This window comes from Actinobaculum massiliense (assembly GCF_001457435.1).
Classification (GTDB): Bacteria; Actinomycetota; Actinomycetes; order Actinomycetales; family Actinomycetaceae; genus Actinobaculum; species Actinobaculum massiliense.
The window spans coordinates 264,639-280,963 of record NZ_LN881717.1; the positions used below are offsets into that span (position 1 = coordinate 264,639).

At 61.6% G+C, this 16,325-nt stretch carries 15 protein-coding genes; 4 read left to right on the forward strand and 11 right to left on the reverse strand.

Annotated features, from left to right (window positions below; genetic code table 11):
- Positions 1-92: 92 nt before the first annotated feature.
- The 3 genes from cydD to BN2664_RS03130 are packed head-to-tail and all read left to right on the forward strand — an operon-like array spanning position 93 to position 5,371.
- Positions 93-1,889 (forward strand): thiol reductant ABC exporter subunit CydD, encoded by a 1,797-nt coding sequence (gene cydD / locus BN2664_RS03120; RefSeq protein ID WP_007001670.1) that lies wholly within the window; start codon positions 93-95, stop codon positions 1,887-1,889.
- A complete protein-coding gene (cydC, locus tag BN2664_RS03125; protein WP_007001669.1) occupies positions 1,886-3,655 on the forward strand; it encodes a thiol reductant ABC exporter subunit CydC in 1,770 nt (589 codons plus the stop codon). Before cydD ends, cydC begins: the two co-directional genes overlap by 4 nt.
- Positions 3,656-5,371 carry a GAF domain-containing sensor histidine kinase gene (locus tag BN2664_RS03130; RefSeq protein ID WP_007001668.1) on the forward strand — a complete coding sequence of 572 codons (1,716 nt, stop codon included), beginning with the start codon at positions 3,656-3,658 and terminating at the stop codon, positions 5,369-5,371.
- A gap of 3 nt (positions 5,372-5,374) precedes the next feature.
- On the opposite strand, the gene BN2664_RS03135 is transcribed toward BN2664_RS03130, so the two are convergent.
- From BN2664_RS03135 to BN2664_RS03170, 8 genes are all read right to left on the reverse strand, one after another.
- On the reverse strand, positions 5,375-5,992 hold the full coding sequence (locus BN2664_RS03135) for a response regulator (protein ID WP_051014188.1): 618 nt from the start codon (positions 5,990-5,992) through the stop codon (positions 5,375-5,377).
- 167 nt (positions 5,993-6,159) lie between these two features.
- Complete coding sequence (gene mutM / locus BN2664_RS03140) at positions 6,160-7,098, reverse strand: bifunctional DNA-formamidopyrimidine glycosylase/DNA-(apurinic or apyrimidinic site) lyase (RefSeq protein ID WP_007001666.1); 939 nt, start codon at positions 7,096-7,098, stop codon at positions 6,160-6,162.
- A gap of 19 nt (positions 7,099-7,117) precedes the next feature.
- Positions 7,118-7,786 (reverse strand): ribonuclease III, encoded by a 669-nt coding sequence (gene rnc / locus BN2664_RS03145; protein WP_155856638.1) that lies wholly within the window; start codon positions 7,784-7,786, stop codon positions 7,118-7,120.
- Between the two features lie 150 nt (positions 7,787-7,936).
- Positions 7,937-8,521 (reverse strand): YceD family protein, encoded by a 585-nt coding sequence (locus BN2664_RS03150; RefSeq protein WP_007001664.1) that lies wholly within the window; start codon positions 8,519-8,521, stop codon positions 7,937-7,939.
- A 193-nt stretch (positions 8,522-8,714) separates the two neighbouring features.
- Positions 8,715-9,428 (reverse strand): hypothetical protein, encoded by a 714-nt coding sequence (locus tag BN2664_RS03155; protein ID WP_007001663.1) that lies wholly within the window; start codon positions 9,426-9,428, stop codon positions 8,715-8,717.
- Positions 9,425-9,898, reverse strand: a complete 474-nt coding sequence (coaD, locus tag BN2664_RS03160) for a pantetheine-phosphate adenylyltransferase (protein WP_007001662.1) — start codon at positions 9,896-9,898, stop codon at positions 9,425-9,427. The genes BN2664_RS03155 and coaD overlap by 4 nt, the downstream gene beginning before the upstream one ends.
- 9 nt (positions 9,899-9,907) lie before the next feature.
- A complete protein-coding gene (gene rsmD / locus BN2664_RS03165; RefSeq protein ID WP_007001661.1) occupies positions 9,908-10,519 on the reverse strand; it encodes a 16S rRNA (guanine(966)-N(2))-methyltransferase RsmD in 612 nt (203 codons plus the stop codon).
- A gap of 2 nt (positions 10,520-10,521) precedes the next feature.
- The gene (locus tag BN2664_RS03170) at positions 10,522-12,756 is read right to left on the reverse strand and encodes an ATP-dependent DNA helicase RecG (RefSeq protein ID WP_007001660.1); all 2,235 of its coding nucleotides are present in this window, start codon (positions 12,754-12,756) and stop codon (positions 10,522-10,524) included.
- 159 nt (positions 12,757-12,915) lie between these two features.
- Between BN2664_RS03170 and rpmB the strand changes: the two genes are divergently transcribed.
- Positions 12,916-13,107 (forward strand): 50S ribosomal protein L28, encoded by a 192-nt coding sequence (gene rpmB, locus BN2664_RS03175; protein WP_007001659.1) that lies wholly within the window; start codon positions 12,916-12,918, stop codon positions 13,105-13,107.
- Positions 13,108-13,175: 68 nt separating this feature from the next.
- Here the strand turns inward: rpmB and adhP are convergent, their stop codons facing one another.
- From adhP to BN2664_RS03190, 3 genes are all read right to left on the reverse strand, one after another.
- On the reverse strand, positions 13,176-14,195 hold the full coding sequence (adhP, locus tag BN2664_RS03180; RefSeq protein ID WP_007001658.1) for an alcohol dehydrogenase AdhP: 1,020 nt from the start codon (positions 14,193-14,195) through the stop codon (positions 13,176-13,178).
- Between the two features lie 226 nt (positions 14,196-14,421).
- A complete protein-coding gene (gene thiL, locus BN2664_RS03185) occupies positions 14,422-15,468 on the reverse strand; it encodes a thiamine-phosphate kinase (RefSeq protein ID WP_231723439.1) in 1,047 nt (348 codons plus the stop codon).
- A gap of 261 nt (positions 15,469-15,729) precedes the next feature.
- Positions 15,730-16,269, reverse strand: a complete 540-nt coding sequence (locus BN2664_RS03190; protein WP_007001656.1) for an NADPH-dependent FMN reductase — start codon at positions 16,267-16,269, stop codon at positions 15,730-15,732.
- Positions 16,270-16,325: the final 56 nt, after the last annotated feature.

The following is a 16,325-nucleotide window of genomic DNA, read 5'->3' on the forward strand; positions in this document are numbered from 1 at the left end:
TATGACAAGCGGGCGCGCGGGTAGGCCTTTCCTGGCCTACACCACTTCCTCGCTAAACTTAGTTGAGCATTACATGTTTGGAGAGTCTCAACGTGAAACCTTTTGATCCGCGGCTCATGGCCCATGTGAGCCACGCTCGCCGTTACATCATCGGCCTGGGCGGTTTAGGAGCCATCGAAACCTGCCTTATTTTGGCGCAGTGCTTCCTGATCGCCGGCGCCATCTCCCCCGTAATCGACGGGGTGCGGGCCTACAACGAAATTTACGGGATGGTCATTGCCCTCGCGCTGGTCTTCGCCCTGCGGGCCGCCTTGCGCTACGGCCGGGAAGCCTACGGCCACCGCGCGGCTCTGCGCACCATTGCCGCGTTGCGGGCTCGGGTATTGCGCAAAGCGGGTGACTTGGGCCCGCGCTGGCTGTCGGAAGGCCGTTCGTCGTCGACCACCACCCTCGTCACCTCGGGACTCGACGATTTGGAACCTTACTTCGTCAAGTTCCTCCCCCAACTTGTGCTGTGTGTGCTCGCCACGCCGGTGGCGCTGATTACCGTGCTGGTGCTCGACTGGGTAAGCGCCATGATTATTGTGCTGTGCATTCCCCTGGTACCGACTTTTATGATCTTGGTGGGGCGCATGACGGCGGCTTTTGCCAGCGAGCGGCTTGCCTCCATGCAGCGCCTTGGCCAGCAACTCCTCGACCTGTTGGGTGGCCTTTCCACGCTCAAGGGCCTGGGGCGCGAAAAGCAGCCGGCCGCGCGCGTCAAGCAACTCGGTGATGATTACGCGCGCAAGACCATGCAGACCCTCGTCGTCGCCTTCCTTTCCGGCGGCGTGCTGGAGTTTCTCACCACCCTCTCCACTGCCCTGGTAGCGGTTGAGGTCGGTCTGCGCATGGTCGCCGGCAACCTCGGGCTTTTCGCGGGCCTGACGATTATTATGCTCACCCCGGAAGTCTTCAACCCGATTCGCGAGGTCGGCACGCAATTCCACGCCTCCTCCAACGGCGTGGCCGCCTCCCAGCAGGCGCTCGACATTCTTGAAGCACCGCTCGCCGACGGCGACCTGCCCGCGCCCTCCCTGACCGATAGCCCCATTGTTTTTGAAAATCTTTCGGTGCTCGCACCGGGCCGCGAAACGGTTGCGCCGCATCGCCTCAGCGCCCGAATTGAGCCGGGTGAGATCACCGCCCTGCGTGGCAAATCCGGCTCTGGTAAATCCACCTCGATCTCGGTACTGACCCGCTTCGTCAATCCCACCGAGGGAACGGTGAAGGTCGACGGCGTTCCGATTACTGATATTGAGCGGGAAAGTTTGTGGCAGCAAATTACCTGGGTACCGCAGCGGCCCGTCCTCACTCCCGGAACCGTCCTGGAGAATCTCGGCACCGAGCTGAGTCCGGAACTGCGTGAGGCGGCGGAGCTGGCCGGATTCATTGAGGTAATTGACAGCCTCCCTGACGGCTGGCAAACCGTTATTGGCCAAGGCGGCGTAGGACTTTCGGTGGGCCAGCGCCAGCGCCTCGCCCTCACCCGCGCCCTGCTGGAAGATTCCCCGCTGGTGCTCCTCGATGAGCCCTCGGCGCATTTGGATGCTCGCTCGGAAAACCACGTGGTCCGGGCGGTACAGGCTATTCGCGCGCAGGGCCGAACCGTGGTGGTCATTGCGCATCGGCAAGCGCTGGTGCAAATCGCCGATCACGTTATCGACGTCGTTTCCGCTACCGCTACCCCGGAATTTCTCGCCGCGCACGCTCCGGCTGAGGATGAGATTCGGGTGGCCGGCGGTCGAAATGATAACGCAATTGCCGCGATGGAACGCTCGGGCGGCTCCAAAAAGAAAAGGACAAAGGCGAAGGCACAGCGCGCCGGAAAGCAGGAGGCCGCAAAGTGAAGGCACTACCACGTAGCGAAAGAATTGCGCTCAAGCGAAGCATCGAGCTGCTCGGCGTAAACCGCCGCGACTTCTTGCTTTCCGTGCTTGCTGGTTCGGTAGGTATCGGCTCATCCGTTGGTCTTTCGGCGGTATCCGCATGGATGATTACGCGCGCCTCGCAAATGCCGCCCGTTATGGCGCTGGCCGTTTCGGCCACCGCGGTGCGCGCCCTTGGCGTCTCCAAAGCCGTACTGCGCTATTTCAATCGATTTTTCTCCCACCGCGTGGCCCTGTATGGAATGTCATCGTTGCGCACCCGGGTTTATAGCACGCTGGCCAAATCCTCCACCGACGTCGTCACCTCGGTGCGGCGCGGCGACTTGCTGGCGCGAATGAACACCGACGTCGACTCCATCGGCGACGTCATTGTGAAGGCCGTGCAACCCGCTTGTGTGGCGGTTCTCGTCTCCCTTCTTTCCATCATTATTATTGGCGTGCTCTCCTGGCCGATCGCGGTGGTGCTTCTTTTGGGACTGCTCTGTTCAGGAATCATCGCGCCCTACTTCGCGCTCAAAGGCGGGCGAATCGCCGAGGAAACCCAGGTCCGCGACCGGAGTGAAATCTCCTCGCAGGCACTGACCATGATGGACTCCGCCGATGAGCTGCGCATTTCCGGCCAGCTACGCACGATGGAGGCGGCGCAGGAGGAAACCGAGCACAAAATTTTCCGTAATCGCGACGCCGCGGCCCGCCCGCAGGCCCTGGCCATCGCAATTGACACCCTGGCGATGGGTCTGACGGTTGTGCTCGCCATTGTTATTGGTTCGTGGCAGCTCGCGCACGGAATGCTTTCCGAAACTGCCCTCGCGGTGTGCGTTTTGACCCCGCTGGCCGCATTCGAGGTAACCAACGGCCTGGGCGAGGCGGCAATTCAGCTTGTCCGTTCGGCCAAGGCGGCGGAGCGCATTCTGGATCTTCTGGACCGCGCCGAAACTACCGAGACGGCCACCAACGCCCCCACCCCGCGCGAAAATGAGCACGGCCTGATGGCTGAGGATTTGGTGGTGGGTTGGCCGGGCGGCCCCGATGTGGCCGGCCCGTTCAATTTCCACGTCGAGCAAAACGAAGCAATCGCAATCGTGGGGCCTTCCGGAATTGGCAAATCGACCACCCTCTACACCATTGCGGGAATGCTTCGCCCCCACGCCGGTAGCATGCGGCTTGACGGCGCCGAAGTTTCCGCTCTGGAACGCTCCGAAGTTTCCGAAAAACTCTCGTTGACCGCGGAAGACGCGCATATTTTTGAGACCACCGTGCTGGAGAATCTGCGCGTGGCGCGCCCCTCGGTGACCGAGCGCGAAGCCGTGCTGTTGCTTATCGAGGTTGGCCTGGGTGAGTGGCTGAGCCAGTTACCCGAGGGTATCCACACCGTTATGGGTGAGGACGCTGCCACCATTTCCGGTGGTGAACGACGCCGACTCTTGCTCGCCCGCGCCTTGGCATCGCCGGCGGACTACCTATTGCTCGATGAACCCGGCGAACACCTGGATCCGGAAACCGCTGATCCGCTCATTCGTGATCTCCTGCGGGCCGGTAAACGGGCTGACCATCCGCGTACGATTATCCTGGCAACCCACCGCCTCACTCCCCTCGATGCGGCCGATCGCGTTCTCCTCTTGGAGCGCGATGGCGACGGACAGGTACGGGTGGCGCATTCGGGAACCCATGAGGAACTGCTTGCCTCAGTTCCGCAATATGCTTGGTCGTGTGCACAGGAGGCGTAAATGGCTAGAGATTTGACGGCGATGATTTCGCGGGCTTTGCAACTGACGTCCCGCCTCGATCAAACCGCCGTCTTACAAAATCTCGCCGAAGGCGCACTGGCCACCACCGGCGCCAAATCAGCCATGATCGTCCTGGTGAGCTCACTCGGTGAGCCAACAAATATTCTTCTGGCCGGCAAGCCCGGAGAGGGCCCGAGTGAAGCCGCCGCCCGCCGCTTTGTTTCCAGCATTATTCACCTTCTTCCAGCGCAGGGAATCGTCATTGGCAATGATGGTATCTCCGCCCTGCGCCAGCAGTTGGCCGAAACTTGCGGACGAGGCGGTAGCGTGCCCAGCCCAAGCGCCAGCACCCCAGGTGTCAGCAGAGGCGCGGGCGTGACCGCTGCGGCGGGAGCGGAAGAAGACTGGCTCCACCGGCAACTCATCGCGGCCATTTCCTCGGTGGGGAAAACCGTGGGCTACCTCTTTATTTTCAATAAACCAGCAGCCTTCGATGCAATCGACACCCAAAACATTGAGCTACTGGTCTCCGCGGCGGCCATCGCGGTCGAAAACGCCCGACTCTACGAGGAGTCAAACTCGCGCGCCCGATGGATTGCGGCTTCCCGAGCCATCACCTCCGAGCTCCTCAAGGGCAGCGACGAAGAAGACGCCCTGCGGCTCATTGCTAATGAGATGCGGAAGGTGGCGCAGGCGGATGCCGCGCTGATTATTCTTCCCTCGGTCGGCGATATGTGGATGTGCGAGATTGCCGATGGGCGGGGCACCGAAGATTTGGTCGGCACCCTCGCCGCACCCGAAGGCCTTGCTCTGCGGGTGGCGCGCGAAGGACGCGGGCGAGTCATTGGAGATATCTCCGCCATTGAACATATCTCCGAAAAGCTCAAGCGTTTCGCACCGGTCCTCTACGCGCCCATGGCTGCACGCGGCGAATCAAAAGGCGTAATTGTGCTGGGCCGAACTCCCGGCTCGCAGGAATTTGATTTAGCCGATTTGTCAATGGCCGAGAACGTGGCAAGCCAGGCCACCCTCGCCCTCGAGCTTGCCTCCGCCCGCCACGTACAGGCGCAAGCTGCGCAATTAGAAGACCGCTCGCGCATCTCCCGCGATTTGCACGATTTCGCAATTCAGCAGCTTTTCGCCTCCGGTATGGCGCTTTCTGCCGCCAAAGCGGATCTTTCCGGCGAAGCCACGGTGCCACCCAAGGTTTTGCAGACCCTCGACCACGCCATCTCGTCCATTGACGAATCGGTGGGGCAAATCCGCCAAATCATCTACTCGCTACGCGACCCCGACGCCACCGTGCCTATTCTGAACCGTCTGCGCCGTGAGGTATCTGCCGTCACCTCTCAACTCGGCTTTGATCCGGCGTTCGAGGTTCTCCTCCTTGGCGAGAACATCACCGATTCCCTCAGCACTGAGCTAGACGATGCCCTCGGCGCCGACCTTTCCGACGATATTGTGGCCGTGGTCCGCGAGGGGCTTTCCAACGCCGTTCGTCACGCGCAGCCCAATTCAATTTGGGTGCGGGTCGAGGTAGCGAATCACCGCGCCATCGTCACGGTGGAGGACGACGGCGTCGGCGTTAAAGAAACCGGGCGGCGAAGCGGGCTGTCGAATTTGGCCGCCCGAGCTCAGCGCCATCACGGCACATTCTCGATTAGTCCGCGCGCGGATTCGGGCACGCGACTACGCTGGACGGCCGCGATCTCGTAGGTGCTACTGGTTTCGCCAGCCGGTGGCGCGCTGGCCAGCAACCCAAGCCGCTACCTGGGTGCGCCGCTGCAATCCCATCTTGGAAAGCAAGCTGGTGATGTGGTTCTTCACCGTCTTTTCCGCCACCCCGAGCTTCTCGCCAATCTCGCGGTTCGAAAGGCCGTCGCCAATCAGCTCCAATACATTGCGCTCCGAGGGAGTCAAATCGGCGGTCGGATCGTCATGATCAGCGCGCCGGCGCGAGACGGTTCGTTCATCCAAAAGCACCCGCCCGGCGGCAACCGCGCGGATATTGTCAGAAATCTCCGCGCCGCGAACAGACTTCAGCAGGTAGGCACGTGCCCCGGCCTCAAGTGACTCCGCCAGCGCATCGTCATCGTCGAACGAAGTGAGAACAATGCACTTGGTATCCGGGGAGACCTCGCGGAACTGGTCCATAATGTCGATTCCGGTGCCGTCAGCCAGGCGCAAATCAACCAGCGCAACGTCCGGGCGCACCAGCTCGCCGCGGCGAACCGCCTCCTGCACGCTCCCCGCTTCGGCAACAACTTCCAGGCCGTCGGAGCGATCGACCACCTCGGCGATTCCGCGCCGAACCACCTCGTGATCGTCAATGATCATGACCCGAATATTTTCTGCCACGGTGACTCTTCCTCCTGTGCTTCTTCTCGTCTTACTCTGCCCAAATTCTATCGAGAAGCGGAGCAAACTTCGTCCTCCTCACCTCGAACGTGGCGGCGCTCTCACTGCGGTATTCAAGGTGTCGCGTGCGGCGCGGCCGGGCGGCGTTACCGCAACTTGCGGCGGCGCAGGGGCTGGCAACACGGGCAAAAGCTCGCCGAGCGGCCACCTTGCATAATCCGCTTTACCACGCCCCCGCATTGTAAACACTGTTTGCCAGCTCGTCCGTAGACGCGAAGACTGCGCTCGAAATACCCCGACTCGCCGTTAACGTGGACGTATAGCGCATCGAAGCTAGTACCGCCGGCCCGCAGTGCCTCCCGCAACACCTCCCCGAGCGCGTCCAGAAGACGGGTTATTTCCACCATTTTCAGAGTGGACGCGGGCTGACGCGGATGGATACCGGCTCGGAACAAGGCCTCGTCGGCGTAGATATTTCCAACTCCAGAAATCAAGGTCTGATCCAGTAGCGCGGTCTTCACGGCGGTGCATTTTGCGCCCAATGCCCGCTCAAATTCCGGCACATTGAGGGCCGGATCGAGCACATCACGAGCAATGTGAACGATGTTCGCAGGAATGTATGGACCAGTACTCCCCTCGCCGCCCCGGTCTCCATCCGGCGTGGGCACCAAGGCTGCCGGCGCCAAATAGCCAAAGGTGCGCTGGTCAATGAAATCCAGCCGCGTCCCGTTCTCGAAGAGCAAGCGTGCCCGCAGGTGGCGCTCCGGTTCCGAGTCCACGCGAAACTGCCCAGACATTCCCAGATGAGCAACGAGAGCGAGGCTAGGCCCGCCGCACCCGTCCGCCGCGCCGGCGGCGCTACTCGCATTTCCCGCCCAGCTACCAGCGGCGTCATCGAGCTCAAACCAGAGAAACTTTCCGCGGCGCGCGACCGCGCGGATACGCGCACCAATGACCGATTGCAGACCCGCCGGCGCGTAACGGATTACTCGATTTCCGAAGGTCTGAACGCTGTGGATTCGCTGGCCGGCCGCGTGCTGGACGAGTCCCCTGCGCACCGATTCGACTTCGGGTAGTTCAGGCATTTTGCTCCGCCGCGCCGGGCTACTTGCTCGCCTTAGTAATGAGGCGATAGCTTGCTTCCGCCGCAGCGTGGCGGGCCGCCTTCTGCGAGGTGCCCTCGCCCGTCCCCCAGCGTTTTCCGCCCATAAAGGCCACCGCCGTGAAAACTCGCGCGTGGTCGGGGCCGGTGGAGGAAATCTCGAAGCTCATGGTTCCCTCAAGCCCTTGGGCGTGCGCGACTTCTTCAAAGCTGGTCTGCCAATCGAGGTTGGGCGGCAAAGCGGAGGCTTCTTCCACCTTGCCTTCGAGAAGCTTTTCCACGATACCTCGGGTGGTCTCCATGCCGTGTTCCAAATATGTTGCCGCGATAAGCGCTTCGACGGTGTCAGAGAGAATGGAATCCTTATCGCGCCCGCCGGAGCGGTTTTCGCCGACGCCGAGGCGCAGATGCTCGCCGAGATTAATTTGCCGCGCTACGTCGGCCAAGGCCCGCTCGGAAACCGCGTTGGTCTTAATCCGCGACATATCACCTTCGCTGGCATCGGGGAACTCCCGATACACGCGCTCAGCGATAATTAGGCCGAGCACCGAATCGCCGAGGAACTCCAGGCGCTCGTTATGGGGTTCATCCCTCTCAAAAGCGAAGCTACGATGCGTCAGCGCGCGCCGCAGTAGCGGGCGCGAGATATCCACACCCCATTGCGCGATCAATTCTTTGTAACCCGTGGTTGTCTCCTTTACCTATTGCGTCGCCTTGCTAACCACGGCCACACTAAGCGAGGTATGCCGGGCGCCGCCAGTCGAAGCGATTTTGCGGGCCGCCACTCCGCGCTATACCTCAGCGCGGCAGCCCAAACTACGCTATGCGGCCGAATTCTCGTCCGTGGCGCCTCCCGCACGCAACTGGGCCTCCAGTGCGTCGAGCGCCGCCGAGCGAATTGGCGGAGCCTGGTGGTGATGATCGGCGGGCAAATCGTCCAAACGCTGCCCGCAACCCGAACATAGCCCGCGGCAATCCGGCGAGCAGAGAGGTTTGAAAGGAAGATTGAGGACGATTGCATCCCGCAAAATCGATTCAATATCAACGGCGTCGTGATCGACGACGGCGTGCTCCTCGGCGTCCTCGTCACCCTCCGCCATCAGTGCGTCGCGCCGCTCCGGATAGTAGGCCAGATCGGCAATTTTCTGCTCGCGCTCATCGGAAATATCGCGCAGGCATCGTGCGCACTGACCGCGCACCTCAAAATTCACGGTTCCGCCAATAAAGACGCCCTCTGAAACGGAGGTGATGTCTAGCGAGGTCTCGAGCGGCGAGCCTTCCGGCACCGCTATTAGCTCTAGGCCCATATCAGCGGGAGCCGTGTACGTCTCCTCGCTATGAATAATGCTGCCCTCCTGATGCGGAAGGTCAACGAGTGAGATGACGAATTGATTCCGTTCAGACATGCTATTTAGGTCCTTGCTCGTTCGGTCTTGGCTATGCGTCACCGCGATGCCCGGTCTTCAGTTCGATTGCTCTCGCCGCAATTATTCTTTCTAGCTTTGCCCTCGATTTTCTTACTCTCGTCGGTGTTGTTCTTGTCTCTGCCAGTGAGCCTTGCCGGTGAAGCACTGCTGAGCGACGCCCCCGCCAAGAACGTTAGTCGTCTTCGCGATAGTCTTCGCGGTACTCGTCTCCGCTGACGTCCTCGCGCGCGTGGGCACCGGATGGCGCACCCGCATCGGCCTGGCGGGAGCTGAAAACGCTCTCCTCGGTGTACTCGCGCGAATCCGCGACCGCAAAGGCCTGCTCGGAATCCTGCTTACGCGAGGCGATCACCTGGCGGCCCGCATAGATTTGGGAGAGTGCGTGATCAATTTCGGAGTTCGCCGTCGCCGCAATTTCTTCCACCGAGCGCGCCACCTCAGCTACCCGGCCCTCCAGCTCCGCCAGAGTGGAATCGGCATAGCTATTGGCGCCTTCCTTCAGCCGTTCCGCCTTAATCTTGGCTTCGTCTTCAATGCGCTGGGCCTCGCTCCGCGCGGCAACCGTGATGGCATCTTCGGAAACCAGGCGCTCGGCGCGAGCGCGTGCCTCGGTAACGATTCGCGCCCCTTCTTCTTGCGCCGAATCGACGATGCTCTGCGCGTCGCTACGGGCCTGGGCCTGCACCCGATCCACATCGGCCAGGACGTCGTCCGCCTGAACCATTTGGTCGGGTACGGTATCGCGCGCCGCGGTGAGTAGATCAAGCATTTCCGAACGGTTGACCATCACCGACGCGGACATCGGAATGGACCGGGCTTCGTCGACGATAGCGATGAGTTCATCCAAAATCTCCATCACGGACCGTGCGCGGGTGTTATCGCTCATGCGTATCTCTCCTCCAATGCCCGGGCGACGCATCCCGGAACAAAACTGCTGACGTCGCCGCCGTGCAGGGCGACGTCTTTAACCAATGATGAGGCTATATGACCCTTGGCCGGATCGCCGAGCACAAAAATCGTTTCGATCCCCGATAGCTCCCTGTTCATGAGGGCCATCGGGTACTCGGCATCCAAATCTATCCCACTGCGCAGGCCCTTAACAATCGCCGAGGCGCCGGCGTCGGCACAAAAATCGACCAGTAGCCCCTCGACCCCGCGCACCTCAATGCGCGGATCTGCTCCTACGGATTGGCGAATGAATTCAATGCGTTCTTCGGCGGTAAATAGCGCCTTCTTGCTGGCGTTATGGGCCACCGCGATAATCACGCGATCAAACATTTGCGCGGCGCGCTCGAAAATATCGAGGTGCCCGTAGGTGACCGGATCGAAAGAACCGGGACAGACGGCAAGACTCATGGCTTTAGCCTAGCTGTTTTCCAGGGTCGGACCCGCGGTCCACACGCGGGTATCGCCGTATGTTTTGTTTCCAATGAGCTCCCAGCCCTCCGGCCAAAGTGGTTGGGGTGATTTGTGGTCACGTTCGACGACGGCGATTCCGTCCGGCGCTAGAATCTCCGCCACCGCGACTAAAAGCTGAGCGAGTTTGGGTTCGCCGTAGATGTAGGGCGGGTCCATAAAGACGACGTCGTAGCCCATCTGCTCCTGCTCGGGCTCGGTGTTTGTTCCCGCTCCGGGCGCTGTTGCTATCCGCTCGCGTTCCTGGGCCACCCAGGTTTCGGCTTTCATAGCCACTACGCTCACATCCAGGCGCGCGGCGAGGGCGTTTTCGCGAATAATCTCCGCCGCCGGGCGGGCGGCCTCCACGCACACTACGCTTTCAGCGCCGCGGCTCTTCGCCTCTAGGCCAAGCGCTCCCGAGCCACTGAATAGATCAACGATCTGGCATCCGCGAATAAACCCGCGGTTTTCCAGACTCGAAAACATTGCTTCACGCACCTTTTCGGAAGTGGGCCGGGTACCGAACTTTGGCACTCGCAAGGTTTTTCCCTTGGCGGATCCCGCTACAATTCGCGTCATCTCTATCCCCTTTCCAAGTACTCGGCTCGCTCGGTATCAAGGCGCGCAATGGCCTGAGCCAGCGCGCCATGCTCGGAGAGCTCGGGGTCCGCGGCGATAACCGCCTGCGCACCCAAGCGCGCCTGAGTGGCTATATCGGAGTCGCGCACCACCGAGAGGAAACGCAGGTGGCTATGCCCGCCGGCCTGCTGCGATCCCAGCACATCACCCTCATCGCGCAGTTCCATATCTTTTTCGGCCAGCGCGAAACCGTCGGTCGTTGACGCAAAGGCTTCCAAGCGGCGAGCGGCGAGCGAGCCGGCCGGCGCGTCAGAAACGGCTAAGCACACGCCCGGCTTCGTGCCGCGCCCAATGCGCCCGCGAAGCTGGTGGAGCTGGGATAGGCCGAAGCGATCGGCATCCAAAATAATCATCATGGTCGCCTCCGGCACGTCCACTCCCACCTCAATCACCGTGGTTGCGACGAGAAGAGGCGCCGCTCCGGAAGCAAACTCTCGCATTCGCTCCAGCTTTTCATCGGCTCCCATTCGCCCGTGCAGGGTGCCAATCTGCACTCCGGCCAGTTGCGGGAGCGCGGCCAGCCGCTCGGCAGTCTCCTCCACCGAGGCGAGTTCGGAGGCCTCGCCGTCCGCTGGGCTTGGCGCCGTGCTTTGCTCCGCGCTGGGCGCCGGGCCTTCAGCCTCATCACCAATGCGCGGGCAAACAACGTACACTCGCCCGCCGGCATCGATTTCCTCGCGGGCACGCTGCCAGGCCCGGGCCATCCACGGTCCGTTTTGCGACGGAACCAGGGTGGTGGAAATCCCCGCTCTTCCGCCGGGCGATTCGCGCAAAGTCGAAATCTCCAGGTCGCCAAAGATCGTCATGGCCAGCGTGCGCGGGATTGGGGTAGCCGTCATCACCAGCGTATGTATTCCCCGCGCTAGTCGCTCGCGCTGATCCACGCCAAAGCGGTGCTGTTCGTCCACCACCGCCAGGCCGAGGAACGGCAACTGCACATCGTCGGACAGCAGAGCGTGGGTGCCCACCACAATTCCCGCCTGGCCGGAGGCGAGCCGGGCCAACGCTTTGCGCCGTTCCCCAGCCGTCATCGACCCCGTCAGCAGCTCCACTCGCGTTGCGTGCTCGGGCGCCCCGAGCTGGCCGCCCGCATCTAAATCCCCCAGCAGAGATTGAATCGAACGCAGATGTTGCTGGGCTAAAACTTCCGTCGGCGCCAGCAAGGCGGCTTGGCCACCGCCGTCGATCACCTGCAGCATCGCGCGCAGGGCCACAATTGTTTTTCCCGACCCCACGTCTCCTTCAAGCAGGCGTTGCATGGGGCTGGGAGCCGCGAGGTCGCGAGCGATTTCTTCGCCCACCTGGCGTTGCCCGGCGGTTAACGTAAAGGGCAGGCGCGCGTCGAAGGCGTCGAGAATTCCGCCCGAAATCTTCGGGTATCGACGGGTTTCCTGCCGGTGCATGCGCGCCGCTCGCTGAGCCAGCGCGGCCTGCAACACAAAAGCCTCCTCGTGCTTCATGCGCTCGCGGGCGCGTGCCCACTCTCCCGCATTCGCAGGTTCGTGGAGCTGGTGAATGGCGGCGTACAGCTCCGGAAGGCCGTGCGCTGCGCGGTAGGCCGGCGGTAGCGGATCGAGAAGATCGCCGGCACTGAGGCTAGGAAGCACGGTGGCCACGGCGCGCTGAATTTTCCAGGACGGCATTTTCACCGAGGCATGGTAAATGGGAATTGGCCGGGTAATGCGTTCAGGGTCGACGTAGCCGTCGGTCAATTCGTAATCGGGATGGGTGAGCTGAAGCTGACCGCGGTAGGAAGAAACCGTGCCCGAAAAAATCGCCACAGTCCCAGGCAAAAGGCGACTTTCGTGGTATTTCAGGGGGCGTGCGGACTTTCCGAAGAAGGTGAGTTCGAGGATTTGCTCGCCGTCGGAAATGCGAACATTCAAGATGAAGCCGCGGCGGGCATTCATGGGGCGCAAGTTGGTATCGAGAACGCGAGCGATAACGGTGACGGCCTCGCCGTCACGCAGGGCGCGAATAGGGAGCAATTGCCCGCGCGTGGCGTACCTAAACGGGAAGTGATAGATGAGGTCCGCCACGGTTTCCAAGCCGATTTTTTCCAATTGCTGGGCGGTTCGTTTGCCCAAGGAACGCCACAGCGGAGTGCTTAGTGCGGTCCAACTATCCGAGACGACGGCGGAATTGCGCACATCTGCCTGCGCTTTTGCATCTTTCATCGCCGCCTCCTGCCCCACCAAGGTTACCCGAGATTGTGACGCAGAAGGTGCCCAATCCCACGACACCGCTATTTGTTCGGCCAGGCTCAACAGGCTACACTAGACGGGTTGCAATTCTTATCTGGAGCACGAGGCTCCGGAAACCCGAAGGAGATAACCGTGGCTTCTGTTTGCGATATCTGTGGCAAGCGCCCGGGCTTCGGCAAGAGCGTCTCGCACTCTCACGTGCGGACGAACCGCCGCTGGAACCCGAACATCCAGCGTGTGCGCGCCCTGGTCAAGGGTGCCCCGAAGCGCCTTAATGTTTGTACGTCCTGCCTCAAGGCTGGAAAGGTGCAGCGCGCCGCTTAGAATCTAAGCATTACGTTTGTGGCCGCTCCCCGAAGGGAGCGGCCACAAGTGTTTAAGCCGCTATCGCTTTAGAGCGAGAAGTCGACGACCATGCGGCCTTCGATCTTGCCGTCAAGCATTTCGTCGATCATGTCATTCAGATCGGAAAGCGGACGGGTCTTGACGATCGGCTTGACCAGGCCATCGGCACCGAACTGGAACGCCTCGGCCAAATCCTGGCGGGTGCCCACCAGCGAGCCCTTCACCTTGATGCCGTCGAGTACGGTCTTGACGATCGGCAGATCGATGGCGCCGTTGGGCAGGCCCACGCACACCACGTTGCCGTTGGCGCGAACGCAACCAACGGCCTGGTTGAAGGCTGCCGGGTTCACGGCGGTTACGACGGCCACGTGAGCGCCGCCGACCTTCTCCTGAATCCACTCCCCGGAATCAACCTTGCCGGAGTTGACCACGAGGTCCGCGCCAATCTTCTTGGCGGACTCAAGCTTCTCGTCGTTGATATCGACGGCGATGACCTTCGCCTTGAAAACGTTCTTGGCGTACTGGATGGCCAGGTTTCCAAGCCCGCCAGCACCGTAAATCGCAACCCACTGGCCCGGCTTGGTCTCACCAACCTTGAGAGCCTTGTAGGTGGTCACGCCAGCGCAGGTAATCGACGAGGCTTCCACCGGATCCAGGCCTTCCGGAACCTTCACCGCGTAGTCAGCCTTGACGATGCAGTACTCGGCCATCGCGCCGTCGACGTTATAGCCGGCGTTCTCCACGTTGCGACACAGGGTCTCATTGCCGGTCACGCAGTACTCACAGTGGCCGCAACCAGCGAAGAACCAGGCAATCGAAACACGGTCGCCAACCTTGAGGGAGGTGACGTCCTCACCAATTTCCTCGACGATGCCGATGCCCTCGTGACCAAGAACGCGGCCAGGGACCTCGCCGAAGTCGCCAGATGCGACGTGGATATCGGTGTGGCACAGGCCAGAGTACTCAACCTTGACCTTTGCCTCATTGGCCTTGATCGGGCGAAGCTCGAAATCATCCTTGAAATCTACGTGTCCATCACTGTTTTCACGAACTACTGCTGCACGCATATTGCCTCCTTGGTTGCGTATAGTGACGTCTTCGTACCTGCAAGAGCTCTAGCGAATCGGCTCTCGCGGCCACCACGCGATCTCCACGCGGTGCCGTCATCTCACCATCTTTCCGAAATTTGCGGAAATTTGAAGTGGCTAAACGGCCCGATCTTCGCATAGCACTGTTGCCTCACTCACTATAAGAATCGTTCTCACCTAGCCGAAAGTCGGCGCCGCGGCGAAGCTAATCCGCGCCGGCCGACGGAGCGAAGTGATCCCAGCCGCCCAAGCCTACGACGTCTTTCCCATCGAGCGTCACGCGGCCGGCCGCATGCGCTTCCCGAATAGTGCCAATACGGGTAAAGCCTTCGGGCAGAACCGGGGTGCGCATCCCCCACGCCCGCACGTGCGGGCGATTGAGGGTGCCGAGGAAGCCATGGTCTTCTCCGCCGGTGAGGACGCAGCGATAGGCCCAGTCCACCGGATCGCTTCTTCCCAGATGGCGCGCCACCGGCAATAGCGCGTGCATGGCGGGTTCGAGCACCGCGGTATCAATATCGACCCATACCTTTGAAGCCTTGGCCAGCCGGGTTGCGTCACGCACCAGGCCGTCCGAAACGTCTATGAAGGCGCTGAGCTCACCCGCACGGGCCGCGCCAAGGGCTTGGATTACCGGCGGCTTGGGGCGGCGAAAATCATCGATGAGCAGGGTTTCTTGGTTCGCGTAATTGCCAACTTGCGGTGAAAATCCGCGGCGCAAAAGCTCATATCCCGCCGCCGAGCGCCCCAGATTACCCACGTGGATGAGGGCCTCCCCCGGTTGCGCCGATCGCCGCAGGAGCGGATCGCGTCCCTCGAGGTCTCCCAGGACGGTCACCCCAATAGTGACGCGATCCCCCGAGACGAGATCTCCGCCGTCGACCCCGCAACCAAGCGGCGCGCAGGCATCGGCAAGGCCCCGCGCGAAGTCCTCCACCCAGCTCACCGGGAGCCGGCCCGGTAGCTCCAGGCCGATCACCAGGCTCACCGGGCGCGCTCCCATAGCCACCGCGTCGGCGATGTTTTGCATGGCCGCGCGCCAGCCGACGTCGCGCCCGGTGGACCAGTCGCGTCGAAAGTGAACGCCCTCGACCAGCATGTCGGTGGAAATGGCCACCCGACCATCGCTCATCGGTAGCACCGCGCAGTCGTCGCCGCTGGGCACCACCGCGCCAGAAGCTTGCGGGAGGAGCGGCAAAAAGCGGGCCAAAAGCTCATCTTCGGACATTTCTTCTACAAACACGTAGTTCATCATTCCATTTTGTGCCGCGCTTCGCGCGCGGAGCTACTGCCGTGCAGGCGGCAGCTCGACGGCGCGGCGGCGTGGCCCCGCCCCTCCCGCCCGCCCTGTCGCTGTCTCTTATACACATCTCGATGTGTATAAGAGACAGGCCCCGCACGCCCGCCGGAATTTAAAAGCAAAAAAGCGGGGCGGCAAGCGCCTGCGCGCATCACCGCCCCGCCTATCGCGGAAGGCGCGAGCATAAAGCTCGCCACCCCGCGTCAGATTGAGTTACTTCGAAGCCTTGATGAAGTCGACGAAAGCCTGCAACAGGCTCTTGAGGAATTCTTCCGAGCCGGCGTCAACCGTGCCGTCCGGCTGGATTCCCGCCTGGTTATTGTTGATGTAGGCCTCAGGCTGGCCAAGCAACTTGGCGTTGAAGAAGCCGAGCGAGGCGCGCAGGTGATTCTGCGCCACCGCGGTGCCGATCCCCGACGGGGAAACACCGGCCACGTAAACCGGCTTGCCGCCGAAAACACCCTCGCCGTAGGGGCGCGAGCCCCACTCGATGGCGTTCATAATCGACGCCGCCGGCATGCGGTTGTGCTCCGGGGTAACGATGAGAAGGCCGTCGGCCTCCTCGATCGCCTTCTTGTATTCCTTGGCCCACTCCGGGTATTCGGAGTCGACGTCGCGGTTGTAAAGCTCGAAGTGGTTGACGTTCAGGTCAACCAGCTCCACGCCCTCCGGCGCGTTCTTTTCCCAGAACTTCACCAAGCCGCGGTTAATAGAGTCCTTCGCGGCCGAACCGACCATGTACGCAATCTTCATAAGAATTCTCCTCGAGGGTAATTTGCGCTTCCATCGTCAGCTTACATCAAATGTAG